The 25292-nt window shown below is 56.7% G+C and carries 22 protein-coding genes; 14 read left to right on the top strand and 8 right to left on the bottom strand.

Going from position 1 to position 25292, the window contains the following annotated elements:
- The first annotated feature begins 130 nt into the window (after positions 1 to 130).
- A complete protein-coding gene (gene lysA / locus ACSOSI_RS20875; protein ID WP_476706072.1) occupies positions 131 to 1393 on the top strand; it encodes a diaminopimelate decarboxylase in 1263 nt (420 codons plus the stop codon).
- A 33-nt stretch (positions 1394 to 1426) separates the two neighbouring features.
- On the opposite strand, the gene ACSOSI_RS20870 is transcribed toward lysA, so the two are convergent.
- The 3 genes from ACSOSI_RS20870 to ACSOSI_RS20860 all read right to left on the bottom strand — a co-directional run bounded on the left by ACSOSI_RS20870 (position 1427) and on the right by ACSOSI_RS20860 (position 3229).
- Positions 1427 to 1729 (bottom strand): helix-turn-helix domain-containing protein, encoded by a 303-nt coding sequence (locus ACSOSI_RS20870; RefSeq protein WP_012146538.1) that lies wholly within the window; start codon positions 1727 to 1729, stop codon positions 1427 to 1429.
- A gap of 5 nt (positions 1730 to 1734) precedes the next feature.
- Positions 1735 to 2079: a type II toxin-antitoxin system RelE/ParE family toxin gene (locus ACSOSI_RS20865; RefSeq protein WP_115183925.1), complete on the bottom strand. Its 345-nt coding sequence runs from the start codon at positions 2077 to 2079 to the stop codon at positions 1735 to 1737.
- 139 nt (positions 2080 to 2218) lie between these two features.
- Complete coding sequence (locus ACSOSI_RS20860) at positions 2219 to 3229, bottom strand: LacI family DNA-binding transcriptional regulator (protein ID WP_261137638.1); 1011 nt, start codon at positions 3227 to 3229, stop codon at positions 2219 to 2221.
- 154 nt (positions 3230 to 3383) lie between these two features.
- Between ACSOSI_RS20860 and ACSOSI_RS20855 the strand changes: the two genes are divergently transcribed.
- The gene (locus ACSOSI_RS20855) at positions 3384 to 3839 is read left to right on the top strand and encodes a GNAT family N-acetyltransferase (protein ID WP_476706071.1); all 456 of its coding nucleotides are present in this window, start codon (positions 3384 to 3386) and stop codon (positions 3837 to 3839) included.
- Here the strand turns inward: ACSOSI_RS20855 and galR are convergent.
- The gene (gene galR / locus ACSOSI_RS20850) at positions 3836 to 4855 is read right to left on the bottom strand and encodes an HTH-type transcriptional regulator GalR (protein ID WP_012146535.1); all 1020 of its coding nucleotides are present in this window, start codon (positions 4853 to 4855) and stop codon (positions 3836 to 3838) included. The two genes, ACSOSI_RS20855 and galR, sit on opposite strands and share 4 nt — an antisense overlap.
- A gap of 219 nt (positions 4856 to 5074) precedes the next feature.
- Between galR and ACSOSI_RS20845 the strand changes: the two genes are divergently transcribed.
- The 3 genes from ACSOSI_RS20845 to lplT all read left to right on the top strand — a co-directional run bounded on the left by ACSOSI_RS20845 (position 5075) and on the right by lplT (position 11201).
- Positions 5075 to 7333 (top strand): molybdopterin guanine dinucleotide-containing S/N-oxide reductase, encoded by a 2259-nt coding sequence (locus ACSOSI_RS20845; RefSeq protein WP_012146534.1) that lies wholly within the window; start codon positions 5075 to 5077, stop codon positions 7331 to 7333.
- Between the two features lie 518 nt (positions 7334 to 7851).
- Positions 7852 to 10005, top strand: coding sequence for a bifunctional acyl-ACP--phospholipid O-acyltransferase/long-chain-fatty-acid--ACP ligase (gene aas, locus ACSOSI_RS20840; protein ID WP_261409283.1), 2154 nt, complete (start codon positions 7852 to 7854; stop codon positions 10003 to 10005).
- Positions 10005 to 11201: a lysophospholipid transporter LplT gene (gene lplT / locus ACSOSI_RS20835; RefSeq protein ID WP_218217301.1), complete on the top strand. Its 1197-nt coding sequence runs from the start codon at positions 10005 to 10007 to the stop codon at positions 11199 to 11201. Before aas ends, lplT begins: the two co-directional genes overlap by 1 nt.
- A gap of 52 nt (positions 11202 to 11253) precedes the next feature.
- On the opposite strand, the gene ACSOSI_RS20830 is transcribed toward lplT, so the two are convergent.
- The 4 genes from ACSOSI_RS20830 to mutH all read right to left on the bottom strand — a co-directional run bounded on the left by ACSOSI_RS20830 (position 11254) and on the right by mutH (position 14376).
- Positions 11254 to 12294 carry an NADP(H)-dependent aldo-keto reductase gene (locus ACSOSI_RS20830; protein ID WP_259191556.1) on the bottom strand — a complete coding sequence of 347 codons (1041 nt, stop codon included), beginning with the start codon at positions 12292 to 12294 and terminating at the stop codon, positions 11254 to 11256.
- A gap of 197 nt (positions 12295 to 12491) precedes the next feature.
- Entirely contained in the window at positions 12492 to 12710 is a 219-nt protein-coding gene (locus ACSOSI_RS20825) for a YgdI/YgdR family lipoprotein (protein ID WP_012146530.1), read from the bottom strand.
- Between the two features lie 167 nt (positions 12711 to 12877).
- The gene (locus tag ACSOSI_RS20820; RefSeq protein ID WP_012146529.1) at positions 12878 to 13594 is read right to left on the bottom strand and encodes a TerC family protein; all 717 of its coding nucleotides are present in this window, start codon (positions 13592 to 13594) and stop codon (positions 12878 to 12880) included.
- Positions 13595 to 13689: 95 nt separating this feature from the next.
- Entirely contained in the window at positions 13690 to 14376 is a 687-nt protein-coding gene (gene mutH / locus ACSOSI_RS20815; RefSeq protein WP_012146528.1) for a DNA mismatch repair endonuclease MutH, read from the bottom strand.
- 696 nt (positions 14377 to 15072) lie between these two features.
- Here mutH and rppH point away from each other — a divergent pair.
- The 9 genes from rppH to recC all read left to right on the top strand — a co-directional run bounded on the left by rppH (position 15073) and on the right by recC (position 25192).
- The gene (gene rppH, locus ACSOSI_RS20810) at positions 15073 to 15600 is read left to right on the top strand and encodes an RNA pyrophosphohydrolase (RefSeq protein ID WP_012146527.1); all 528 of its coding nucleotides are present in this window, start codon (positions 15073 to 15075) and stop codon (positions 15598 to 15600) included.
- A gap of 12 nt (positions 15601 to 15612) precedes the next feature.
- Positions 15613 to 17859, top strand: coding sequence for a phosphoenolpyruvate--protein phosphotransferase (gene ptsP, locus ACSOSI_RS20805; RefSeq protein WP_012146526.1), 2247 nt, complete (start codon positions 15613 to 15615; stop codon positions 17857 to 17859).
- Between the two features lie 193 nt (positions 17860 to 18052).
- The gene (gene lgt / locus ACSOSI_RS20800) at positions 18053 to 18925 is read left to right on the top strand and encodes a prolipoprotein diacylglyceryl transferase (RefSeq protein WP_012146525.1); all 873 of its coding nucleotides are present in this window, start codon (positions 18053 to 18055) and stop codon (positions 18923 to 18925) included.
- 7 nt (positions 18926 to 18932) lie between these two features.
- Positions 18933 to 19727 (top strand): thymidylate synthase, encoded by a 795-nt coding sequence (gene thyA, locus ACSOSI_RS20795; protein ID WP_017893814.1) that lies wholly within the window; start codon positions 18933 to 18935, stop codon positions 19725 to 19727.
- A gap of 198 nt (positions 19728 to 19925) precedes the next feature.
- Entirely contained in the window at positions 19926 to 20435 is a 510-nt protein-coding gene (locus ACSOSI_RS20790) for a prepilin peptidase-dependent protein (protein WP_261100340.1), read from the top strand.
- Complete coding sequence (locus tag ACSOSI_RS20785) at positions 20423 to 21001, top strand: prepilin peptidase-dependent protein (RefSeq protein ID WP_476706070.1); 579 nt, start codon at positions 20423 to 20425, stop codon at positions 20999 to 21001. The genes ACSOSI_RS20790 and ACSOSI_RS20785 overlap by 13 nt, the downstream gene beginning before the upstream one ends.
- 8 nt (positions 21002 to 21009) lie before the next feature.
- Positions 21010 to 21456 (top strand): YgdB family protein, encoded by a 447-nt coding sequence (locus tag ACSOSI_RS20780; RefSeq protein WP_476707288.1) that lies wholly within the window; start codon positions 21010 to 21012, stop codon positions 21454 to 21456.
- Complete coding sequence (locus tag ACSOSI_RS20775; protein ID WP_012146520.1) at positions 21446 to 21787, top strand: prepilin-type N-terminal cleavage/methylation domain-containing protein; 342 nt, start codon at positions 21446 to 21448, stop codon at positions 21785 to 21787. Before ACSOSI_RS20780 ends, ACSOSI_RS20775 begins: the two co-directional genes overlap by 11 nt.
- A 33-nt stretch (positions 21788 to 21820) precedes the next feature.
- Positions 21821 to 25192, top strand: coding sequence for an exodeoxyribonuclease V subunit gamma (gene recC, locus ACSOSI_RS20770; protein ID WP_476706069.1), 3372 nt, complete (start codon positions 21821 to 21823; stop codon positions 25190 to 25192).
- Positions 25193 to 25292 lie beyond the last annotated feature (100 nt).

The following is a 25292-nucleotide window of genomic DNA, read 5'->3' as shown; positions in this document are numbered from 1 at the left end:
GCAGCTCTTTTAATCAGCAAAACCATATCATAAATGAATAGACTCTGGCTAAATAGATATTTTCCATCCAAGAAAGCGTGCGGCAATATTGGGGTATTAGAGTCACTAAATTTTATTCAGGGATACCACCATGCCACGTGCTCTCGACGACACCACTACCGCTCTTAATACCGCTAACCTGCTGGCCTTGCCTGGGCGTTTTGGTTGCCCGGTATGGGCCTATGACGCCGCTATCATTAGCGAGCGCATCAGCCAGCTGCGTCATTTCGATGTTATTCGTTTTGCCCAAAAGGCCTGCTCGAATATCCATATTCTGCGCCTGATGCGTGAGCAGGGCGTCAAGGTGGACTCGGTGTCGTTGGGGGAGATTGAGCGTGCATTGCAGGCCGGTTTTCAGCCGGGTGGTGAGCCAAGTGAGATTGTGTTTACCGCCGATGTGCTGGATCACGCGACCCTGGCGCGCGTCAGCGAATTGAAAATTCCGGTTAACGTCGGTTCGATCGATATGCTGGAACAACTGGGCCAGGTTTCTACTGGGCATCCAGTGTGGCTGCGCATCAACCCAGGTTTTGGGCACGGCCACAGCCAGAAAACCAATACCGGCGGCGAAAACAGCAAGCACGGCATTTGGTATGCCGATTTACCGCAGGCGGTGGAGAAAATTCAGCAGTACGGCCTGAAACTGATTGGTGTGCATATGCATATCGGTTCGGGCGTGGATTACCAGCATCTGGAGCGGGTGTGTGATGCCATGGTGCAGCAGGTGATCGATCTCGGCCAGGATATCAGCGCCATCTCCGCCGGTGGCGGCCTGTCGATCCCTTATCAGTATGGTGAAGAGGCGATTGATACCGAGCACTATTTTGGCCTGTGGAACAGTGCCCGTGAGCGCATTGCCGCGCATCTGGGGCATCCGGTGAGCCTGGAGATTGAACCTGGACGTTTCCTGATGGCGGAAGCCGGGGTGCTGGTGGCCGAGGTGCGCGCGGTGAAAGACATGGGCAGCCGCCACTTTGTACTGGTGGACGCCGGTTTTAACGATTTGATGCGTCCGGCGATGTACGGCAGTTACCACCATATTTCATTGCTGCCGGCCGATGGCCGCGATACTGCCAACCAGCCGCTGCGCGATACCGTGATTGCCGGGCCGCTGTGCGAATCCGGTGATGTCTTTACCCAGCAAGCCGGTGGTGGCATTGAAACCCGCGAACTGCCGCCGGTGCAGGTCGGTGATTATTTGGTGTTCCATGACACCGGTGCTTACGGCGCGTCAATGTCATCGAACTACAACAGCCGTCCATTGCTGCCGGAAGTGCTGTTTGAGAATGGCGAGCCTCGTTTGATCCGTCGCCGTCAGACCATTGAAGAGCTGATTGCGTTGGAACTGATCTGAGTGCTTCGGGCGCAGTTTAATACTGCGCCCGTCTCACAGAGACATGCGCCGGTGCTGGCCGTTGGGGAGTTGGACTTCCAGCGACAGCGTACCGCCCATGGCTTCAATATAGCGTTTTAACGAAGAGAGTTTGATTTCGCTACCGCGTTTTTCCAAATTGGCCACAGAAGGTTGGCTGATGCCAAGCCGCTTCGCCAGTTCAACCTGGGACACCGCCAGTTCTTCCCGCAGCATAGCCAGCCGCAGTTCAAAAATTTCTTTGTCCGCTTTTTGCCGAGCCGCGTCAACCACGGCGGGATCGAGCTTATCGATCAGATTTGATAATGGTTTGGCCATTTGCGTTACCTCTGGGTTGCCAAATAATGTGAAAACTCTCTGACGGCAATCGGTAGCATTTGTTGATAGAAACGTTTATTGCCGGTTTTGTCGCCGCCGCACAGTAGAACCGCTTGCCGTTGTGGGTCGAAGGCGAAGAAAACCCGATACGGACGACCACGATGCTGAATGCGTAATTCTTTCAGATGCTGTATTTGACCGTTGTGATGCAGCGTGTCGGCATGGGGACGCGCCAGCAAGGGGCCAAATTCCTGCAGTTTAAAGATGCCCACCAACAGGCTTTTTTGTTCATCGCTGTGTAATGATAAAAACCAGCTGTCGAATCGTTCGACGGTCACGACCTGCCACATGTCACGCTCCGAATATAGCCTTTGTGCTATATAATGTAAAGGTTATTGTCATGACAATATGCGGGCTGGTGGCAGGGAAGGGAAATGGCGGTGGAGGAAATGCGGCGCGGCGCGCAATCGGCGGCGCCGCCAGATGGAATCAGTCGGCGTAAGGCCCTGGCACCACGGATTCCCGCAGCCGAAGTTCACCGGTGAAAGGCGTAAGCGGCTGTATGTCCTCCCCCTTAATCAGGCGGAAAGCCTGGCTGATGGCGGCTTCGATCATCACGTCGATCGGCAGATAAACGGTAGACAGCGCCGGTTGCAAATAGGCGGCGCTGGGTTCGTCGTCAAAGCCGAACAGTGAGACATCCTGCGGCAGGCGTTTACCTGCATCGTGCAACGCTTTCATTGCGCCGACCGCCATGTCGTCGTTACAGGCAAACAGGGCGCTAAAGCCGCTACCCCCGGCCAGTAAACTACGCACAGCCTGATGGCCGCTCTGTACGCTGCTGTCACCATAGGCTACGCGGGCGTCGTCGAAGGCAATGGTGTGATGCTCAAGCGCCTGCCGATAACCGGCCAACCGAGCCAGGGCGGTAGGCGTGGCAATCGGCCCGGTAATGCAGGCTATCTCGCGATGTCCTTGCCGAATCAAATAATCCACCGCATGGAAGGCGGCTTTCTGCTGTTCGAAGGACACACAGCGTGCGCGGGCCTGTGGCAGATCGCGGTTGATCACCATGATCGGCACCGGCAGGCTGTCCAACAGGTTCATCAGCGTGGGCTCGGACATAAAACGGGTATACAGGATGATGGCGTCGCAGCGGCGATCGGCCAGCAGTTGCACCGCCTGCAGCTCGTCTTCCGGCGTGTCGTGGCCATCGGTGACAATCAGATGCTTGCCGCTGGCCTCGATCAGCTTGGCGGCTTTACGCAGCAGGCGGCCGAAGTAGGGGCCATCGAAGTTGGAAACCACCAGCCCGATACTGTTGGAGCTTTTATTTGCCAGCGATTGGGCCAGGAAATTGGGGCGGTAGCCCAGCTCGTCCATGGCCTTGAACACCGCGTCGCGGGTGCTCTTTTTCACCTGGCCGGTGCCATTCAACACGCGTGAAACCGTGGCTTTAGATACCCCCGCGCGAATGGAAACATCCAACATGGTGATCATCAATGGCTTACCCCTTTCAACATCCGCTGTGGCAAATAATGCTCAGTCTAGCATAGGGTTAGCCCTTGGCTGCGCGGCTTTTTATCGCAGTGATTGCGTTGTGGTGAAACGCTCGTAGACTGTTCTCTGGCAATGAGAATAAGGGGAAGGCTGGATGACTAATATTGTGCTTCTGGCAGATTATCCGCAGCACCGGCAGCAGGTGATCAACTGGCTATGGCAGTCATTCGGCAGTGAAAACAGCAGGGCATTTTTCGCCAGCGTGGTGGACAGTGGTCTGCGTGGGGCAGACTTGCCCATCACTTTTATTGCCTTGCACGGGGACGAACTGGTTGGCACCGTCGGTCTGTGGCGCTGTGATTTAATCAGCCGCCAGGATCTGACGCCCTGGCTGGCGGCGCTGTATGTCGATGAAAGCCAGCGCGGCAGCGGCCTGGGCTTGCGGCTACAGCAGCATGTACAGGACTACAGCCGCCAGGCCGGCTTTAACGAGCTGTATCTCTACAGTGACTTCAGCGGCTATTACGAACGTCACGGCTGGCACTATATCGGCGACGCGCTGGACTACCCTGACCGCCCGGTGCGGCTCTATCACCGCGAGCTGGACTAGTTCTGCTCGTAAACGTTATTGATGCTGGCCACCGAGTGGCGGCGCACCAGCGTCGGGCTGAACATATTGGTGATCTCCGGCAGCGGCTGGTTATTGGCCAGCGCCAGTGCCAGTTCGGCCGCCTGGGTCGCCATGGCCACCACCGGATAGCGGATGGTGGTCAGGCGGGGGCGCAGATAGCGTGAAATCAACACGTCATCAAAGCCAATCAACGACATTTGGCCCGGCACATCCACGCTGTTGTCGCTCAGCACCGAGAGCGCGCCTGCGGCCATCGAATCGTTATAACAGGTCACTGCGGTGAAGTTTTTACCGCGCCCGAGCAACTCAGTCATCGCTTGTTCACCGCCGATTTCGTCCGGCTCTCCGTAGGCAATCAGCCTTTCATCTACCGCAATGCCATGCTCCTGCAATGCATCGAGATAACCCTGCAGACGGTCCGCGGCGTCGGAAATTTGGTGGGTGGAGCAGACGATGGCAATACGCTGATGCCCCTGTTGAATCAGATGGCGAGTCGCCAGCCAGGCACCATAGCGGTCGTCCAGCGCCACACAGCGCGATTCAAAGCCCGGCAGCGTGCGGTTAATCAGCACCATCCCCGGGATCTGCTGCATCCAGCCGCTTAACTCAGGATCGGTCAGCTTTTTGGCATGCACCACCAGTGCTGCACAGCGGTGCCGTACCAGTTGTTCAATCGCCTGACGCTCTTTTTCTGCCTCATGGTAACCGTTGCCAATCAGCAAGAAGTTGTGGGTAGCGTAGGCCACCTGTTCGACCGCTTTGACCATAGCGCCAAAAAAGGGATCGGACACGTCGGAGACGATCAGCCCCAGCGTTTCGGTCGATTGCTGCGCCAGCGCGCGGGCGTTGGCGTTTGGGTGGTACTGCAGTTGTTCCATCGCGGCCAGCACGGCGGTGCGTGAGCTTTCGCTGGCCTTCGGGGAATGGTTTATTACGCGGGATACCGTGGCCACGGAAACACCCGCCAGCCTGGCAACATCCTTTATGGTAGCCATATCTGTCATACATCCTGGGTAATCGCTTACATTCCTCAGTCTTGCGGAAAAAACCCGGGGCTGCAAGCGCTGGCGATCGCAACTTGTGGCGGCTGTTGCAGATATGGGCGATTTATTCTGTGCTTAGACCTGCGCAGCTCAGTAATAGAGCCATTTGTGCTTTGGCGGCGCACGGCAGCTAATGTTACTTTTGTGTATCCCATTTTGTTTGAGAACCGCATGTCGATTAAACGTTACCCGCAACTCGCTCACTGGGGGGCGTATACCGCCGTGGTTGAAGACGGCAGGCTTATCCGCTGTGAGCCGTTTGCAGGCGATCCGGATCCTTCCCCGATGCTCGACTCCATCGCGCCGATGGCCTATTCCGACAAACGCATCCGCAAGCCGGCGGTGCGCCGCTCCTGGCTGCAAAAGCGTGAAGGCAGCGATCGCACGCTGCGCGGCCGTGAGGATTTTGTCGAAGTGGACTGGGATCTGGCGCTCGATCTGGTGGCGGAAGAAAACCGCCGCGTGCGCGATCGCTACGGCCCCTCGGGCCTGTTTACCGGCTCCTATGGTTGGTCATCCGCCGGGCGTTTGCATCATGCGCGTTCGCTGGTGCGGCGCTTTTATTTCGGCGGTGGCGGCGGTGTTGATCAGTTAGGCAACTACAGTTGGGGCGCTGCGCAGTTTTTCCTGCCGTATGTGATTGGTACCTTCACCCCATTGACCGGGCGCGTCACCAGTTGGCCGAGCGTGGTTGAGCACTGTGAGCTGTTTGTGGCTTTCGGTGGGTTGGCACTGAAAAATGCCCAGGTATCGTCCGGTGGCGCGGCGGAACACTCGCTCAAACCATGGTTGCAAAAACTGGTGCAGAAAGGCACCCCGGTTATCAACATCAGCCCGATGCGTGATGACTGCCCGGCATTTGTGAATGCCGAATGGATCCCAATCCGCCCGAATACCGATGTGGCGTTAATGCTGGCACTGGCGTATGAAATTCAGCGTCGGGGCGCGCAGGACGAAGCATTCCTCTATAGCCACTGTGCCGGTTATGACCAACTGGCGAGTTATCTGCGCGGCACCGATGACGGCGTGGCGAAAACCCCAGAATGGGCCAGTGCGATCACCGGTATTCCGGCGGCGCGCATTGGCTTGCTCGCACAGCAACTGATTGGCGTGCGAAGCTTTCTTACCTGCTCCTATTCCGTTCAGCGCGCTCATCGTGGCGAACAGCCCTATTGGATGATGATTGCCCTGTCGGCGATGCTCGGCCAGGTTGGGCTACCGGGCGGCGGCTTCTCGTTTGGCCACGGTTCAATGAACGGCGTTGGCAACCCGCGCGTGGATACGCCGGGGCCAATGATGCCGGTGGGGCCTAACCCTTGCGGGTTGGCGATCCCGGTGGCACGCATTTGCGACATGTTGCTGCAACCGGGCGAACCCTACCAGTTCCGCGGTGAGACGCTGCATTACCCGGATATCCATTTGGTGCACTGGGCCGGGGGTAACCCGTTCCATCATCACCAACAGTTAAACCGGCTGGTGGAAGGCTGGCAGAAGCCGGATACGGTGATTGTGCAGGATATCTGGTGGACTCCGGCCGCCAAAATGGCGGATATCGTGCTGCCGGTAACCACCTCGCTGGAACGTAACGATATCGGCGGTTCATCGCGCGATCGCTACGTGTTGGCGATGCATCAGGCCATTGCGCCGCAGCATCAGGCGCGTAACGACTTTGATATTTTTGCCGATCTGGCGGAGCGACTGGGTTACCGCGAACAATTCACCGAAAATCGCGATGAACGAGCCTGGATCGAATCTATCTATCAGCAGTGCGGACAGGCGCAGGCCGGTACCGGTGTGGAATGGCCCGAGTTCGAGGATTTTTGGCGTAAAGGCTATGTCGAGCTGCCGGCACCGGCGAAAGAATTCGTGTTCTTTGACGACTTCCGCGCCGACCCACAGGCCAACCCGCTGCAAACCCCGAGCGGCAAGATTGAGTTGTTCAGCGAGAAAATTGCCGGCTACGGTTATGCTGATTTTGCACCGCATCCGCAGTGGCAGCCGCCGGTCGAATGGCTGGGGGCGCCACAGGCCAAAGAGTGGCCGCTGCACCTGATTTCCATCCAGCCGAGCGATCGTTTACACAGCCAGATGGACCCGGCCCCCCTGGCGCAGGGCAATAAAACCGCCGGGCGCGAAACGCTGTATATGCACCCGCAGGATGCGATAAAACGCGGTATTGTCGATGGCGTTGAGGTGTTGGTCAGCAATGCGCGCGGCAGTTGTCTGGCGGGCGTCGCTATTACCGACGGCGTTACACCGGGCGTGGTGCTGATGGCCACCGGTGCCTGGTTTGATCCGGGCTTCGGCAGCCAGCGGCTGCAGGTGGAACAGTCCGGCAATCCGAACGTATTAACGCTGGATATCGGCACCTCGCCGCTGACCCAGGGGCCGAACGCCATGAGCTGCCTGGTCGAGGTGAGCGTTCGATAAACAATTACACCCCTGGTTACACTTTGCGCCCCAATGTTGCGATTGCCTGCTGGCTGGTTTTTGCCGGCACGGGGTAAATTGAACGTCCCAGAGGTATTGATTGGTGAATCTCAGCAACTTGTTGTTGAACCCATATTAATTTGCACCAACCTACGCAGATGCGTAGGTTTTTTTTTGTCTGATGCCCTGCCATCCCGCCTGCACAAAATTCGATTTTGTTTTTTTCTGTTCCAGGACTGTTTAAGTTTCATTGAGTTATTTCCGTAAATTGCGGGAAATTTACAGCTGGTTGCATTTAGAGCAAAACTCTTGCGATTGGTCGGTAGTTTCTTGATCGCTACCTCTCTAGAGTAGGTGATCCCAGAGGTATTGATTGGTGAGAAATCAGCATACTCTGTATGTTGAAGCCATTTTCAATTGCACCAACCTACGCGGATGCGTAGGTTTTTTTTTGCCTGCCATATAGTATTCTTTTCCCTACAACCATTTACGCTCATCTTGGCCAAGGGGAGAAGGGCATGATCTTTTCTATACTGCGGGTGCTGTTCCGCCTGCTGTACCGGGTACGTGTCGAGGGCGACGTCCGGCATTTCGACCAGCAAAAACTGCTGATTACGCCCAATCATGTCTCCTTCCTTGACGGTATTTTGCTGGCGTTGTTTTTGCCGATCAAACCGGTGTTTGCCGTCTATGCCAGTATTGGCGATCGTTGGTTTATGCGCTGGCTGCGGCCCTATATCGACTTTGTCTCGCTCGACCCTACCAAACCCATGGCCATTAAACAGCTGGTGCGCACGGTGGAACAGGGCAGGCCGGTAGTGGTGTTTCCCGAAGGGCGCATAACCGTTACCGGTTCGCTGATGAAGGTTTATGACGGTGCCGCGTTTATCGCCGCCAAATCGGGGGCGACCCTGGTGCCGATACGGCTCGATGGCGCCGAGTTCAGCCCCTTTGGCCGCATGGCCGGAGTGTTCAAGATCCGCTGGTTCCCGCAGATCAGCATCCGTATTTTACCGCCGACCTCGCTGCCGATGCCGGTAGCGCCGCGCGCCCGCGATCGCCGAGCATTGGCCGGGGATCGGCTGCACCAGATCATGATGCAGGCGCGGATGGATACCCGTGAGCCGCAGACCCTGTTTCAGGCTCTGCTGGCGGCGCAGCACCGTTATGGCCGCAGCAAGCCGTGTATCGAGGATATTAACTTCAAGGAGGACAGTTACCGCACGCTGACCAAGAAAGCGCTGGGCGTCAGCCGTATCCTGCAACGTTTTACCGCCGAGGGCGAACATGTCGGTATGTTATTGCCGAACGCGACCATCACCGTAGCGGCGATTTTTGGCGCTTCACTGCGCAACCGCATTCCGGCGATGCTCAACTACACCGCCGGTTCCAAGGGCCTGAAAAGCGCCATGACCGCCGCCAGCCTCAAAACTATCGTCACGTCACGTCAGTTTCTCGAAAAGGGCAAGCTGACCCATTTGCCGCAGCAGGTGCCGGAGGCCAACTGGGTGTACCTGGAAGACCTGAAAGATACGGTGACCCTGGCGGACAAGCTGTGGATCCTGCGCCATCTGTTACAACCGGCGCGGGCCATGCTGCCGCAGCAGCCTGACGATGCGGCACTGATCCTGTTCACCTCGGGTTCGGAGGGCAATCCGAAAGGCGTGGTGCATTCCCATGCCAGCCTGTTGGCCAACGTTGAACAGATCCGTACCATCGCCGATTTCACCCCGCGTGACCGCTTTATGTCATCGCTGCCGTTGTTCCACTCGTTCGGCCTGACGGTCGGGCTGCTGACGCCGCTGATGACCGGCAGCCGCATCTTCCTTTACCCCAGCCCGCTGCATTACCGTGTGGTTCCGGAACTGGTTTACGACCGTAACTGCACCGTGTTGTTCGGCACAGCGACCTTCCTTAATAACTATGCGCGTTTTGCTCACCCGTATGATTTTGCCCGTTTGCGCTATGTGGTTGCCGGGGCGGAAAAGCTGGCGGACAGCACCAAACAGATTTATCAGGACAAATACGGCATCCGTATTCTGGAAGGTTATGGCGTGACTGAATGCGCACCGGTGGTGTCGATCAACGTGCCGCTGGCGGCCAAGGTCGGTACCGTCGGCCGTATTATGCCGAACATGGAAGCGCGGCTGATGAAGGTGCCGGGCATCGATAACGGTGGGCGCCTACAGTTGAAGGGGCCTAATATCATGAAAGGTTACCTGCGGGTCGAGCGTCCGGGCGAACTGGAACCCCCGGCGGCCGAGGATGAGCATGGCAACCTGCAGCCGGGTTGGTACGATACCGGCGATATTGTCACATTGGACGAGCAGGGTTACTGCGTGATCCGCGGCCGGGTGAAGCGCTTTGCCAAGCTGGCAGGGGAAATGGTTTCGTTGGAAAGCGTTGAACTGCTGGCACAGCGCGTCGCGCCGGAAGCCCAGCATGCCGCCACGGTTAAAAGCGACAGCAGCAAGGGCGAGGCGCTGGTGCTGTTTACCACCGACGCCGGCATCACCCGTGAGGCCTTGTTGAAGGTGGCACGTGAATTGGGCAGCCCTGAGCTGACGGTGCCGCGTGATATCCGTATTTTGAAAACCTTACCGGTGCTTGGCAGCGGTAAACCGGACTTTGTGACCCTGCGTAACATGGCTGAACAGCCGGAGATTGCCTGATGAACCCGACGTTACCTACTGATTCACCTTTGCTTTCTCGCAGTATGATCGCCGTAATTTGCGCCCAGTTTCTGTCCGCATTCGGTGACAATGCATTGCTGTTCGCTACCCTGGCATTGATCAAGCAACAGCTCTATCCCGACTGGAGCCAACCGATTTTGCAGATGGCGTTTGTCGCCACCTACATCATCCTCGCGCCATTTGTCGGGCAGGTCGCCGACAGCTTCGCCAAGGGGCGGGTGATGATGGTGGCCAACGGCCTGAAACTGGCCGGCGCATTGGTGATCTGTTTCGGGTTTAATCCGTTCCTCGGCTATACCCTGGTCGGCGTAGGGGCAGCCGCCTATTCACCCGCCAAATACGGCATTCTGGGAGAGATCACCAGCGGCGAAAAGCTGGTCAAAGCCAACGGCCTGATGGAGGCTTCTACCATCGCCGCGATCCTGATAGGTTCGGTGGCCGGTGGCATATTGGCCGACTGGCACATTGTGGCGGCGCTGGCGGTGTGTGCGGTGGTCTACGCGGCGGCGGTGATCGCCAATCTGTACATTCCACGTTTGCCGGCGGCACATCCTGCCGTTTCCTGGACGCCGCGTGCCATGACGCAGGCTTTCTTCAACGCCTGTGTGGTGCTGTGGCGCGACGGTCAGACGCGTTTCTCTTTGATCGGTACCAGTCTGTTTTGGGGGGCCGGGGTCACGCTGCGCTTCCTGTTGGTGCTTTGGGTGCCGGTGGCTCTCGGTATCGCCGACAACGCTACGCCGACGTTGCTCAATGCGATGGTAGCGGTCGGGATAGTGATAGGCGCCGGGGCAGCCGCGCGTTTCGTCACGCTGGAGACGGTGAAGCGCTGTATGCCAGCCGGGATCCTGATCGGCGTGGCGGTGGCAATATTCGCCCTGCAAACCACCCTGTTTAACGCTTATGCACTGCTGTTGATTATCGGCGTATTGGGCGGTTTTTTTGTGGTGCCGTTGAATGCGCTGTTGCAGGAACGGGGCAAAAATTCGGTGGGGGCAGGCAATGCGATCGCGGTACAGAACCTGGGGGAGAACACCGCCATGCTGCTGATGCTGGGGTTGTATTCGCTGGCCGTTAAAGTCAGTGTGCCGGTGGTCGGCGTGGGAATTGGCTTTGGCGTGGTGTTTGCATTGGCGATTAGCGCACTGTGGCTGTCGCAGCGGCGGGCAAAATAGCAGAAGGGGCGCGGATTAGGCGCCCCATCTTATTTATGGCGCAGGACGTGTTTTATGGTGCCGGAATAGTAAAGCGGGTGTGGATCTCTTCCAGCCCCTGCAGTACGTCTTCATTCAATACCACGTCGAAACTGTCGATGTTGGTTTTCAGCTGTTCCAGCGTGGTTGCACCCAGCAGGGTGCTGGCAACGAACGGCTGCTGGCGCACAAACGCCAGTGCCATCTGCGACGGATCCAACCCGTGCTTTTTGGCTAACGCGACATACTCGGCAATCGCCAACTGCGTTTGTGGCGCAGAGTAGCGGTTAAAGCGAGTGAATAGCGTGTTGCGTGCACCGGCAGGCTTGGCACCGTTGAGATACTTGCCGCTCAGGGTGCCGAACGCCAGGCTGGAATAGGCCAATAGTTCGACCCCTTCGTGCTGGCTGATCTCCGCCAGGGCAATCTCAAAACTGCGGTTCAGCAGGCTATAGGGGTTTTGAATCGAAACGATACGCGGCAACTCATGTTTTTCAGCCAGTTGCAGGTAACGCATTACGCCCCATGGCGTTTCGTTAGACACCCCGATATAGCGGATTTTACCGGCGCGTACCTGTTCGGCCAGCGCTTCCAGCGTTTCCAGCAGGGTGACGGTGGCCTTATCGTCGGTGTATTGATAATTGAGCTTGCCGAAGTAGTTGGTCGGGCGCTGCGGCCAGTGCAATTGGTAGAGATCGAGATAATCGGTGTTGAGTCGTTTCAGGCTGGCGTCCAGCGCGACACGAATATTTTTGCGATCCAGCGCCTGCTGCGGGCGGATGCTGCTGTCGGTACCGCGCACCGGCCCGGCAATCTTGCTGGCCAGCACTATCTTTTCACGGTTGCCGCGTGCCTTGATCCAACTGCCGATGTATTGCTCGGTCAGCCCCTGGGTTTCAGGGCGGGGCGGTACCGGGTACATCTCTGCGGTGTCGATCAGGTTGACGCCAGCGGCTAATGCATAGTCGAGTTGCGCATGGGCATCGGCTTCACTGTTCTGTTCGCCAAAGGTCATGGTGCCCAGTCCCAGCACGCTCACTTCTAAAGAACTGTGGGGAATACGGTGGTATTGCATTAACGGCCTTCCTTTCATGTTAGCGCTTACGGGCTAAACCGCCCGGTGAAACAGGAGCCAAAGGGCAGGCTGTGGCAAACAACCTGCAAGGCGGTGTACTGCCTTTGCCGACTATAACCAAGCCGAGAAGATGGGGGAAGCGGATTCAGTGCGGGGAGGGCTATCGCGCACTACGAGAGCGATAGCCGACGGGGAATTTAACGTTCGATAACCTGTGAAACCTGATCGCCGTTGATTTGGCGGCTGTTGCCTTTTTCATCTTTATAGCTGATCAGGCCGGTATCTTGGTCAATCTCCGGTTTGCCCTCGGTCAGGATCATATTGCCGTCTTTGGTCGCCATCACGTAATCGCTGGAACATCCCGCCAACCCGGCGGCGATCACCAACGCAGATACTGCCATTACCCACTTTTTCATCCTGCGGATCCTCAGTTATATATGCAAAAAAGAAGCTTCTTTTAAGATTAGCAAAATCTGGATGCGCCGTGTTTCGGATAAGTCTTTATCTTGATAGGGAAAGTGACGCTGAAACAGGGCAGCAGAAAATAATAACGGGAGTGGCTGACGCGCACTCCCGTGGAGAATTACTCAGAGACGGTTTTTTTCTTGCTGCGCATCAGGTTGAGCGCTTCGACCGACATTGAGAAGAACATCGCAAAGTAGATGTAGCCTTTCGGCACATGTACCTGGAAGCTTTCCAGCATCAGGGTGAAGCCCACCAGGATCAGGAACGCCAACGCCAGCATCTTCACCGAAGGGTGGCGGTTAACGAACTCACCAATAGGTCGGGCGGCAAACATCATGACGCCAACGGCAATCACCACTGCGGCCATCATAATAAACAGATGGTCGGACAGGCCTACCGCGGTAATCACCGAGTCCAGGCTGAAAATGATGTCCAGCAGCATAATCTGCACGATAGCGCCGAAGAAGCCGTGCACCTTGGTGTGGTGCTCTTCATCAGAGCCTTCGATGGTTTCATGGATCTCTTTACTGGCTTTCCAAATCAGGAACAGCCCACCCAGCAGCAGGATCAGATCGCGTGCCGAGATGCTGTGGTCCATGACGCTAAACAGCGGATGGGTCAGACGGATCACCCAGGCGATGGAGGCCAACAGCCCCAGACGCATTAACATTGCGCCGGCCAGCCCGATGCGGCGAGCCTTGTTCTGCTGCGCTTTCGGCAGCTTGGACACCACCAGCGAAAGGAAAATAATGTTATCAATACCCAGAATGATCTCAAGAATGGTCAGCGTACCTAACGCTAACCAGGCATTGGGATCCATAATCCACTCAAACATTGTCGAGCCACACCTTAATAAAAAACAAAGGCTGAATTATACGCGTTTATTGATACAGCGACACTGTTACCTAAACGCGACCTAAACAAAAGGGATCAGACAAAGAAATGTCTTGCCAATAATGCACCGGTGAAGCTTTTTTTCAGGTAAAAACCGCGTGGCAATGTGAGGATCGGCTGCCCCTGTTCGCCGATAGCTTCGGTCAGGGCCTTACTGTTGGCCGCTTTGGGACGCAGTTGCAGCACCTCACCGTGGCGGGCGGTGATCCGCTCTACGTGGCCGAGCACGATCAAATCCATCAGTTCCTCCCAGTCGCGGCGCAGCATCTCTTCTTCTTCGGCGTTTGGGCTCCACAACAGCGGTGAACCGATACGTCGCTGCGCCAGCGGGATTTGTCGCTCACCTTCTACCGGGATCCACAGCACCCGCGCCAGCTTATGACGTACATGGCTGCTGGCCCAGGTGACGCCGCTGTTGCCGGTTAAGGGGGCTACGCAGACGAAGGTGGTTTCCAGCGGTTTGCCGGCGGCGTCTATCGGGATGGTTTTCAGCTCGATGCCCAGTTCGGGGAAATCCTGCTCCGGCTTGCTGCCCGCCATGGCACCAAGATATTGCTCCAGCAGCATGCCAACCCAGCCTTTATCACGCTTAAGATCCCTGGGGATAGCCAACCGCGCACCTTCGGCCAGTTCGCCCAGGGAACAGCCGGCAAGCTGCTGCGCCCTTTCAAACAGCTGTTGTTCGTTTTCTGGAGGAGGGGGCAAAGGAGATAAAAACGCCATAATACAAGCCTGTTAGATTTGGTTGAAAAACGTACTGTATTTGTCCACAGAGAACTTTGACCGGAAAGGACTGGGGAAAAGAATAATAGTAGCATGATTTTCCATGACTTTTTCTCTCTCACCCGACAGAGGAAAAATTCCGGCTGACGCTTGTGCACCTGTAGCCACCGACAATAAACAGGATCTTACACCTATTTATCCACAGATTTATGGGATAACCCAAATTTTTACCGATCACTGGTTCGATTTACAGCCTTGACGCAGGCACTTTTTTGCGAAATTGTCCGATTTGTGCGTAACTCATACGGATAATCTGTGGATAAAAACGACGTTGGTGGATCTTTCGCCAGGGTAAGATCCTAAACGGACATAGATCACATTTTTGCTCTGTACAGGGCTGTTGATAATTACATATCAATATGTTTTTAAAGGGTTAATGTGATTTTTGTATTTCCGGGGTTTTTAGGCTCACCAGAGTTTTACCGGCTTATCCCTTGAGTTCTTCACATACCTATCCACAGAAAAAGTGAATAAAACCCGGTGTAAATCGTTCCGCATGTTTATAACTTTGCCATTATCTGTGAGTTATCCCAATGTTATCCGGTTTGCAGCGCCGCAAAGCAGTGGTTTACCGCCTGTAGCTTGTGTGAAACAATCAGGGTATCTATGCGAATTTAAGCTTATCGAGGTAGTCCGGTGATCGATGATGATGGCTACCGCCCGAATGTTGGTATCGTAATCTGTAATCGTCAGGGGCAAGTCCTGTGGGCTCGCCGTTACGGTCAACACTCCTGGCAGTTTCCCCAAGGTGGGATTAACCCTGGTGAAACCGCAGAACAGGCCATGTACCGTGAGCTGTTCGAAGAAGTGGGGCTGAGTAAAAAGGATGTCCGTATCCTGGCCTCAACCCGCAACTGGTTGCGCTATAAATTGCCAAAACGTTTGGTGCGTTGGGACACAAAGCCGGTTTGTATCGGCCAAAAGCAGAAATGGTTTCTGTTGCAGTTAATGTGCAATGACGCTGATATCAATATGCAACGCAGCAGCACGCCGGAGTTTGACGGCTGGCGCTGGGTAAGTTTTTGGTATCCGGTGCGCCAGGTGGTGTCGTTCAAACGCGACGTTTACCGCCGGGTGATGAAAGAATTCGCCGTCACCGTGATGCCGATGCAGGAGCAGGCAGCACAGCGGCAGACCCCCGCCTATCGCCGGAAGAGAGGTTAAGTTAAGCCGACTATGCTCACGCGCTTGCGAGAAATTGTTGAGAAGGTGGCCGCGGCGGCCAGTCTGACAGATGCGCTGGATCTTTTGGTCAATGAAACCTGTCTGGCAATGGATACAGAAGTCTGTTCCATCTACCTGGCGGACAACGACCGCCGCTGCTATTACCTGATGGCGACACGCGGGTTAAAAAAACCGCGTGGGCGCGCTATCGCACTGGCATTTGATGAAGGTATTGTCGGGTTGGTCGGACGCCGTGCGGAGCCGATTAACCTGGCAGACGCGCAGAGCCACCCCAGCTTCAAATACATTCCCCAGGTGAAAGAGGATCGTTTCCGATCCTTCCTCGGCGTGCCGATCATTCATCGCCGTCAGTTGCTGGGGGTATTGGTGGTGCAGCAGCGTGAACTGCGCCAGTTTGACGAAAGCGAAGAATCCTTCATGGTGACCCTGGCCACGCAAATGGCCGGGATCCTCTCGCAGTCACAGCTTAACGCCATTTTTGGTCAATATCGTCAGACGCGTATTCGTGCACTGGCGGCATCGCCGGGCGTCGCGGTAGCTGAAGGCTGGCAGGACAGCAGCCAGCCGTCTCTCGACCAGGTTTACAAAGCCTCGACGCTCGATACCGCCAGCGAACGTGAACGCCTGACTCAGGCACTGGAAGAGGCCGGCGCGGAATTCCGCCGTTTCAGCAAGCGCTTTGCCGCCAGCTCGCAAAAAGAGAGCGCGGCGATCTTCGATCTTTACTCCCACCTGCTCAACGACGCTCGCCTCAAGCGCGAACTCTTTGCCGAGATTGATGCCGGTTCCGTGGCGGAATGGGCGGTTAAACAGGTGATCGAAGTCTTTGCCGCCCAGTTTGCCAGCCTGCAAGACACCTATATGCGTGAGCGTGCCAGCGATCTGCGCGCGCTCGGCCAGCGTCTGCTATTCCATCTCGATGACACCACCCAGGGCGCTACCCAGTGGCCGGCGCGTTTTGTGCTGGTAGCCGATGAACTGACCGCGACTCTGCTGGCTGAAATGCCGCAGGACAGGCTGGTCGGCGTGGTGGTGCGCGACGGTGCCGCCAACTCCCATGCAGCCATATTGGTACGGGCGATGGGCGTACCGACGGTGATGGGCGCGGATATTCAGCCTGCGCTGCTCAGCCAGCGACTGCTGATTGTTGACGGTTATCGCGGCGAACTTTTGGTCGACCCCGAACCGGTGCTGGTGCAGGAATACCAACGGCTGATCAGCGAAGAGCTGGAATTAAGCCGATTGGCGGAAGATGACGTTGAGCAACCGGCCCAGCTTAAAAGCGGCGAGCGGGTTCAGGTGATGCTTAATGCCGGCCTCAGCCCGGAACATGAAAAGCTGCTGGGCGGGCGGGTTGACGGTGTGGGTCTGTACCGTACCGAAATTCCCTTTATGCTACAGAGCGGCTTCCCTTCCGAAGAGGAGCAGGTCGCCCAGTATCAGGGCATGTTGCAGATGTACCCGAATAAGCCAGTGACGCTACGTACGCTGGATATCGGTGCCGATAAACAACTGCCTTATATGCCGATCAGCGAAGAAAACCCGTGCCTGGGCTGGCGTGGTATCCGAATTACCCTGGATCAACCGGAGATCTTCCTGATCCAGGTGCGAGCCATGCTGCGCGCCAATGCCGGCACCGGCAATCTGGGTATACTGCTGCCGATGATCACCAGCCTGGAAGAGATCGACGAGGCACGCAGGTTGATCGACCGGGCAGGGCGGGAAGTGGAAGAGGTGCTGGGGTATGAAATCCCAAAACCCAAATTGGGCATCATGCTGGAAGTCCCTTCGATGATCTTCATGATCCCGCATCTGGCCGGGCGTATTGAGTTTATTTCGGTGGGGACCAACGACCTGACCCAATACCTGCTGGCGGTGGATCGCAACAATACCCGGGTGGCCTCACTGTACGACAGCCTGCATCCTTCCATGTTGCAGGTGCTGAAGCTGATAGCCGTTCAGGCCAGGGCCGTCGGGCTGCAGGTCAGCCTGTGCGGTGAACTGGCCGGCGACCCAATGGGGGCGCTGCTGCTGGTGGGGATGGGCTACCGCAACCTGAGCATGAACGGCCGCAGCGTGGCGCGGATAAAATATCTGCTGCGACACATTGAGTTATCCGACGCTGAAGTGCTGGCCCAGCGGGTGCTTAACGCCCAAATGACCACCGAAGTGCGCCATCAGGTGGCGGCATTTATGGAACGTCGTGGTATGGGCGGTTTGATCCGCGGCGGCAAGTAAGGCCGCGGGCTGACTGATTTTTTTACAGAACTTTTCCCGGCGGGCCAGTCCGGTGGTGGTTAAGCTTATGCTATTATCCGCTTCCTCAACTGCGTTGAAAGCCACGGAAAAATAGTGTTCCCGCTGTGTTTCACCGCGTTTGGCACCTGCCGCCCCCGGATGGGGAAGAATAATAGACATGTTGTGGTGATAGATGACCAATAGCTATCTGGCGTTTCCTAAATTTGATCCGGTGATTTTCTCGATCGGCCCGGTTTCTCTGCATTGGTACGGTCTGATGTACCTGGTTGGCTTTGTTTTTGCCATGTGGCTGGCGGTACGCCGGGCTAACAAACCAGGCAGCGGCTGGACCAAGGATGAAGTAGAGAACCTGCTGTACGCCGGTTTCCTCGGTGTGTTCGTCGGTGGCCGCGTTGGTTATGTGCTGTTCTACAACCTGCCGCTGTTCATGGAAAACCCGCTCTATCTGTTTAAAGTCTGGGATGGCGGCATGTCGTTCCACGGCGGTTTGATGGGGGTGATCCTGGTGATGTTCTGGTTCGCTCGCCGCACCAAACGCACCTTCTTCCAGGTTTCTGATTTTATTGCCCCGTTGATCCCCTTCGGCCTGGGCGCCGGCCGTTTGGGCAACTTTATCAATGGTGAACTCTGGGGCCGCGTGACTACCGATACCCCATGGGCGATGCTGTTCCCAAGCTCGCGTGCAGAAGACGTGGCGCTTGCCGCCGCCGATCCGAAACTGTTGCCTATCCTGAACCAATACGGCGTGTTGCCGCGTCACCCGTCCCAGCTGTATGAACTGCTGTTGGAAGGCGTGGTGCTGTTTATCATTCTGAACCTGTTTATCCGCAAGCCGCGGCCAATGGGCGCCGTCTCCGGCCTGTTCCTGATTGGCTATGGTGCATTCCGTATTATTGTCGAAGCTTTCCGCCAGCCGGATGCCCAGCTCGGCCTGTTCGACGGCGTAATCAGCATGGGGCAGATCCTGTCCGTCCCTATGGTGGTGGCCGGTATTATTATGATGATTTGGGCGTATCGTCGCCGCCCGCAGCAACAACTGTCGTGAGGAACAAATGAAACAGTATCTGGATTTGATGAACAAAGTGCTCGCCGAGGGCACCCCTAAAGCCGACCGTACCGGCACTGGCACCTTGTCGATATTCGGCCACCAGATGCGTTTCAATTTGCAGGAAGGGTTTCCGCTGGTTACTACCAAAAAGTGTCACCTGCGTTCAATCATCCATGAGCTGCTGTGGTTCCTGAACGGTGACACCAACGTGGCTTACCTGAAGGAAAACAAAGTCAGCATCTGGGACGAGTGGGCCGACGAAAACGGTAGCCTTGGCCCGGTGTACGGCAAGCAGTGGCGTGCCTGGGGGACGGCGGACGGTCGTCAGATCGATCAATTGACCACCGTGCTGAACCAGCTGAAACAGGACCCGGATTCACGCCGTATCATTGTTTCAGCCTGGAACGTGGGGGAGTTGGATCAGATGGCGTTGGCACCGTGCCACGCGTTCTTCCAGTTCTACGTGGCGGATGGCAAATTGTCTTGCCAACTGTACCAGCGTTCCTGCGATGTGTTCCTCGGCCTGCCGTTCAACATTGCCAGCTACGCGCTATTGGTACATATGATGGCGCAGCAATGTGACCTGGAAGTGGGTGATTTCGTCTGGACCGGCGGCGACACTCATTTGTACAGCAACCATATGGAACAAACCCAGCTGCAGTTGACGCGTGAGCCGCGTGCCTTGCCGAAATTGGTGATCAAGCGCAAGCCGGCATCGCTGTTTGATTACCGTTTCGAAGACTTTGAAATCGAAGGTTACGATCCGCACCCAGCCATTAAGGCACCGGTTGCCATCTGATTTTTACCTTATGATTGATCCCCAGGGGCGCACAGGTTGCGCCCTTTTTTATTTCTGCCGATCCGCCGTGGTTGTTTCTGCGTTCCTCATCGCATTTTGTTGGTTTCTCCCGTCAGTTTCATAGAAAGGTTGCGCAGCGCGCTTCAGGTCGGATAACGCCGTCTTTATCCGGCGGCGGCCCTGGTTACACTGGCCGCCATGAACGACAAGATGATTTTCAATAATATTGATGGCCAGCGCGGGATGACGCTGATTGAGCTGCTGGTGGTGATAACCCTGGCAGGCCTGCTGACCGGCTGGGGGGTTAGCCACTGGCGTCATTATCAACAGGCCCTGCGGCTGGAACATACCGCGCAGCAACTGTTGGCATTTCTCACCCGGTTACAGGCAGACGCCAACTGGCGCAACCGCACGGCACTGCTGGGGTTTAAAACCGGCGATCCCTGGTGCATCGGCAGCGGCCAATCGCCAATGGATTGCGCAGCGCTCGGCGATGATGTGTTCAGCCCCGGCTATCGGGACGTGCAACTGGCGGGGTTTACTCAAAAGGATATGGGGTTCTATGGCCTGCGTAACAATGCACAGGCCGGGCATATCTTGCTCAGCAATGGCGCTGGCCGCCTGCGGTTGGTGCTGTCTGCCAAGGGGCGGCTACGGCTATGCAGTGAAGGCGCGAGCATAAGAGGGATTACGACATGCCAGCCCTAGAGCGCGGTTTTACCTTGCCGGAGGTGATGCTGGCGCTGACGTTTGGCAGCCTGATTGCGTTGGCGGCGGCTAAAACTTATCCGGTCTTGCGTCAGCACAGTGTCGATGTTGGTCGGCATTATCGGCTGGAATCGGTGCTGCGGCAGTTAGCCTTTGGCATTGAGAAGGATCTGCGCCGCGCCGGCTTCTGTGCCGGCCAGTGCCAGGGGCAACCTCTGTTGATTAGCCGGGCGGGCGGGGAGGCCGTGGGCAGTTGCGTGATAGTCGCCTATGACATCACCCGCAGTGGGCGCTGGGAAACTCTTGGCGCCGACGCCGGATACTTCGGTTACCGCTTACGGCAAGGCATGCTGGAGGGGCAACGTGGGGTGAGACACTGCCATGGCGCTGGCTGGGAGCGTCTGCTCGATAACGACGAAGTGCGCATTGAAGCCTTCGGCATCAAGGTGAATGTGGGCGAAGGCGGTAAACGTTGGGTAACGCTGACCTTGAGTGGCCGTTCAAAAGCGGATGGCGGCATACGGCGCAGTCTGCAGTGGGCGGTTAATATGGCCTCGCTACCATGAGCGCTGCCATGAACGCTGCCGGGCAACGGGGAGGCAGCACTCTGGCGGCGGTGATGATGCTGTTGGTGATGGGGCTGATGCTGTTGAATGCCCAGCATCGCCAACTCGACAGTGCTTTGCTGCTGGCTACCGACGAGAAGCAATATTTACAGGCTTACAATCAGGCCGCTTCGGCGCTCAGTTGGGGTGTTGCGCAGTCCTGGCCACGCGGCAGGCTCGCCGCCAACGGCTGGTGGTGCCAGCAAACCGACCAACTGCGGGCCTGTGCAAAACTGTCCTCTCAGGCAGGTATTGTGCTGGTACGTGGTGATGCGCAGGTGAGCCGTGGGGAACCGCTGCGGTTATATCAACGCACCAGGCCTGATGGCTCAGGGGGAGACATCGGGCTAAGAGCGGAAACCGGCGGCTGGCTGGATTTTTGCCCCGAGAAAAAGCAGGCTGACTGTGCGGAGTAGCCAACGGGGCTTCAGCCTGCCGGAGGTGCTGATTGCCGCATTGCTGTTCGCGGTGTCACTGCTGGGATTGTTACAGTATCATCAGGTGCTGTTGCAGTCGTTCCAGCGTCAATGGCAGTATCGACAGGCCTGGTCGTTGGCGCATCAGCAATTGGAAGTTTTCGCCGCTACCGGGCGCGTGGACGTCGGGCTACCGCTACCGACATCCGGATGGCAGCGTCAGACCGGGTTAAGCACCCCGCAAGCCGCCTGCCAACGGCTGACGGTAAGAATACAAACGCCCCAGCGGCAGTGGGCGGAACTCAGTCGTTGGTACTGCATACGTCAGTGATCCGGCAGATATTTTGTTTTAAGGGAGCTCCCAATGTTTAGGGTTTATCATTCCAATCAGTTGGATTTGCTGAAAACGTTAACCAGCGCGTTGATAGCCAGAGAGCCATTGGCCGATCCTTTTCAACAGGAAGTGGTGCTGGTGCAGAGCCCCGGTATGGCGCAGTGGCTACAGATGCAACTGGCTGAACAGTTTGGCATTGCTGCCAACATCGCTTTCCCATTGCCGGCGACCTTCATCTGGGACATGTTTACCCGGGTGTTACCGGGTATCCCGAAAGAGAGCGCCTTTAGCAAAGACGCCATGACCTGGAAGCTGATGTGGCTGCTGCCCGATCTACTCACTCAGCCTGAATTTGCCCCGCTGCAGCATTACCTCACCGACGACGGCGACAAGCGGAAGATTCACCAGCTTGCCGGCCGGGTCGCCGACCTGTTTGACCAATATCTGGTGTATCGCCCGCAATGGCTGGAAAGCTGGCAGAAAGGCGAACGCATTGACGGACTGGCGGAAGCACAGCAGTGGCAGGCACCACTGTGGGCGCGATTGGTCGAATACACCCAGGAACTGGGGCAGCCGGAATGGCATCGTGCCAACCTGTATCGCCGTTTTATCAGCGCGTTAGATAAAGCTGAAACCCCACCTGCGGGGTTGCCACCGCGGGTATTTATCTGCGGCATCTCGGCCTTGCCGCCGGTCTATCTGGAAGCGCTGCAGGCGCTGGGCAAGCATATCGATATTCATCTGATGTTCACCAACCCCTGCCGCTACTATTGGGGGGACATTCAGAGCCAGTCCTTCCTGGCGAAATTACAGAGCCGCAAAAGACAGCATTTTCGCGATAAAACGGAATATTCGTTATTCAGGGATCCAGATAACGCCTCTGCATTGTTTAATGACGCCGGCGAGCAAGACCTGCCGAACCCGCTGTTGGCCTCATGGGGCAAGTTGGGGCGCGACCACCATTTTTTACTTTCGCAGATCGAGTCCTCAGAAGAGATTTTTGCCTTTGTGGATATCCCTGCGGACAATCTGTTGCATGGCATTCAACACGATATGTTGGAGCTGAAGAACAGTGCGGTGATCGGCACCACCCCGGAAACGCTGGAGAGCAGCGACACCAAACGTCGACTGGATCCGGCCGACAGGTCTATCAGCCTGCACGCCTGCCATAGCCCGCAGCGTGAGGTAGAGGTGCTGCATGACCAACTGTTGAGCATGCTGGCGGACGATCCTGAGCTGACGCCGCGTGACATCATCGTGATGGTGGCGGATATCGACAGTTACACCCCTTATATTCAGGCGGTATTCGGTAACGCCTCTCCCGAACGCTATCTGCCGTTTGCCATTTCTGACCGAAAAGCCAGCCAGGCGCACCCGGCGCTACAGGCGTTTATCTCGCTGTTGGATCTGCCGCAGAGCCGCTTTACCTCAGAACAGGTACTGGCTTTGCTGGAGGTGCCGGCACTGGCGGCGCGTTTCTCGATTCGGGAGGAAGGATTGCGCCTGTTGCGCCATTGGGTTGGTGAGTCTGGCGTGCGCTGGGGGCTGGATGACGACAACGTGCGTGAATTGGATCTGCCCGCTACCGGCCAGCATACCTGGCAATTTGGCATTACACGCATGCTGCTGGGTTACGCGATGGACAGCAATGCCGGTGATTGGCAAGGCGTTTTACCTTATGACGAGTCGAGCGGGCTGGTGGCAGAACTGGCCGGGCAACTGGCGGAACTGCTGGCAGCGCTGAGTCGTTGGCGGCAACGGCTGGGGCAGGCGCGCTCTTTGCCAGAGTGGCAGCCACTGTGTCGTCAACTGCTTGAGACCTTTTTTGAGCAGGACGGCGAAACGGAAGTGGTGTTGGCACTGATAGAGCGGGAGTGGAACAGGCTGTTTGAGTTCGGGCTGGCGGCGCGCTATCCCGATGAGGTGCCGCTGTCTATCCTGCGGGACGAGTTGGCAGCGCGCCTCGATCAGGAACGCATCAGCCAGCGTTTCCTGGCCGGGCAAATCAACTTCTGTACGCTGATGCCCATGCGTTCCATCCCGTTCAAAGTGGTTTGCCTGCTGGGCATGAACGACGGGGTTTATCCGCGCACTCTGCCGCCGTTAGGCTTTGATCTGATGGCGCAACAGGTCAAACGCGGTGACCGCAGCCGCCGTGATGATGACCGTTACCTGTTCCTGGAAGCGATTTTGTCGGCTCAGCAACGGCTGTACATCAGCTTTATTGGCCGCTCCATTCAGGATAACAGCGAGCGTTATCCTTCGGTGCTGGTGACTGAGCTGCTGGAGTATCTGGAGCAAAGTTATTGTCTGCCGGGCGATGAACATCTGGACGCCGATGGCAGCGCACGTCTGGTGGGTAAACACTTGCTTAACTGGCATTCACGCATGCCGTTTGCCGCCGAGAACTTCCTGCCTGATACCGAAGCGCAGAGCTATGCGGCAGAATGGCTGCCTGCCGCCGATCGGCGCGGTGCGGCGCATCCGCCGTTTAATCAGCCCTTGCTGCCGGATGAGAAAACTCAGATCTCGCTGGACGATTTATTGCGCTTCTACCGCCACCCGATCCGCGCCTTCTTCCAACTGCGGCTGGGGGTCAGTTTTATCCTGGAAGAAACCGAACTGCCGGATGAAGAACCCTTCACCCTGGATAACCTCAGCCGCTATCAGTTCAACAGCCAACTGCTGAACACCCTGATTGACGGCGAGGATGCCAGCCGCCTGTTTCAGCGGGTGCGTGCCGCCGGTGGGTTGCCTTTTGGCCCCTTCGGCGAAATTTACTGGCAAAAACAACAAGAAGAGATGAGCGAACTGGCCGAACAGGTACGCGCCGAAAGAAGTGAAGGGCACAGCCTGGAACTGGATATCGACATTGCCGGTGTGCGCATCAGCGGCTGGTTACATCAGGTACAAGGCGATGGGCTGCTGCGCTGGCGGCCATCAACCCTATCGGCAGTCGATGGCATATTGCTGTGGCTGGAGCATCTGGTGTATTGCTGCGTCGGGGGGAGCGGCGAAAGTCGCATTTACGGGCGCAAAGGGGCTGTCTGGCGCTTTGCTGCATTAAGCCCGCAAGAGGCCCACGAACAATTGGCCGAACTGGTGGCGGGTTATCAGCGCGGCCTGTGTCAGCCGTTGCTGCTGCTGAACAAAAGCGGCTGGGCGTGGCTGAGCCAGTGCTACCAGCCACAAACGCAGCAGATAGACTGGGATGAAGAGGTGCAAATCAAGGCCCGGGGCAAGCTACTGCAAACCTGGCAGGGCGACCAGCGTATTCCGGGCGAAGGTGAAGACCCTTATGTGCAGCGGGTCTTCCGCCAGTTGGACAATATTTATTTAGCGCAAATTCTGGACGAAACAGAGCGTTATCTGTTGCCGGTGGCACGGCATAACCTTGGGTAACAATCCCCCGGTGGTACTGATTGCCCTGAGGTGGTAAAAATAATCAGGGTTATATTCAACTATCGGGGTTAGCTCCGGTCTTACATAACGTACAGGCATA

The sequence above is a fragment of the Serratia sp. AR11 genome (assembly GCF_056376275.1).
The sequence above is the reverse complement of the archived record's forward strand: the minus strand, read 5'-3'. Positions and strand labels throughout refer to the sequence as shown.

Bases quoted from the DNA above. Each gene is read 5' to 3' on its own strand.
- lysA (WP_476706072.1), top strand. From the start codon at position 131: ATGCCACGTGCTCTCGACGACACCACTACCGCTCTTAATACCGCTAAC.
- ACSOSI_RS20870 (WP_012146538.1), bottom strand. From the start codon at position 1,729: ATGGCCAAACCATTATCAAATCTGATCGATAAGCTCGATCCCGCCGTG.
- ACSOSI_RS20865 (WP_115183925.1), bottom strand. From the start codon at position 2,079: ATGTGGCAGGTCGTGACCGTCGAACGATTCGACAGCTGGTTTTTATCA.
- ACSOSI_RS20860 (WP_261137638.1), bottom strand. From the start codon at position 3,229: ATGATCACCATGTTGGATGTTTCCATTCGCGCGGGGGTATCTAAAGCC.
- ACSOSI_RS20855 (WP_476706071.1), top strand. From the start codon at position 3,384: ATGACTAATATTGTGCTTCTGGCAGATTATCCGCAGCACCGGCAGCAG.
- galR (WP_012146535.1), bottom strand. From the start codon at position 4,855: ATGGCTACCATAAAGGATGTTGCCAGGCTGGCGGGTGTTTCCGTGGCC.
- ACSOSI_RS20845 (WP_012146534.1), top strand. From the start codon at position 5,075: ATGTCGATTAAACGTTACCCGCAACTCGCTCACTGGGGGGCGTATACC.
- aas (WP_261409283.1), top strand. From the start codon at position 7,852: ATGATCTTTTCTATACTGCGGGTGCTGTTCCGCCTGCTGTACCGGGTA.
- lplT (WP_218217301.1), top strand. From the start codon at position 10,005: ATGAACCCGACGTTACCTACTGATTCACCTTTGCTTTCTCGCAGTATG.
- ACSOSI_RS20830 (WP_259191556.1), bottom strand. From the start codon at position 12,294: ATGCAATACCACCGTATTCCCCACAGTTCTTTAGAAGTGAGCGTGCTG.
- ACSOSI_RS20825 (WP_012146530.1), bottom strand. From the start codon at position 12,710: ATGAAAAAGTGGGTAATGGCAGTATCTGCGTTGGTGATCGCCGCCGGG.
- ACSOSI_RS20820 (WP_012146529.1), bottom strand. From the start codon at position 13,594: ATGTTTGAGTGGATTATGGATCCCAATGCCTGGTTAGCGTTAGGTACG.
- mutH (WP_012146528.1), bottom strand. From the start codon at position 14,376: ATGGCGTTTTTATCTCCTTTGCCCCCTCCTCCAGAAAACGAACAACAG.
- ptsP (WP_012146526.1), top strand. From the start codon at position 15,613: ATGCTCACGCGCTTGCGAGAAATTGTTGAGAAGGTGGCCGCGGCGGCC.
- lgt (WP_012146525.1), top strand. From the start codon at position 18,053: ATGACCAATAGCTATCTGGCGTTTCCTAAATTTGATCCGGTGATTTTC.
- thyA (WP_017893814.1), top strand. From the start codon at position 18,933: ATGAAACAGTATCTGGATTTGATGAACAAAGTGCTCGCCGAGGGCACC.
- ACSOSI_RS20790 (WP_261100340.1), top strand. From the start codon at position 19,926: ATGAACGACAAGATGATTTTCAATAATATTGATGGCCAGCGCGGGATG.
- ACSOSI_RS20785 (WP_476706070.1), top strand. From the start codon at position 20,423: ATGCCAGCCCTAGAGCGCGGTTTTACCTTGCCGGAGGTGATGCTGGCG.
- ACSOSI_RS20780 (WP_476707288.1), top strand. From the start codon at position 21,010: ATGAACGCTGCCGGGCAACGGGGAGGCAGCACTCTGGCGGCGGTGATG.
- recC (WP_476706069.1), top strand. From the start codon at position 21,821: ATGTTTAGGGTTTATCATTCCAATCAGTTGGATTTGCTGAAAACGTTA.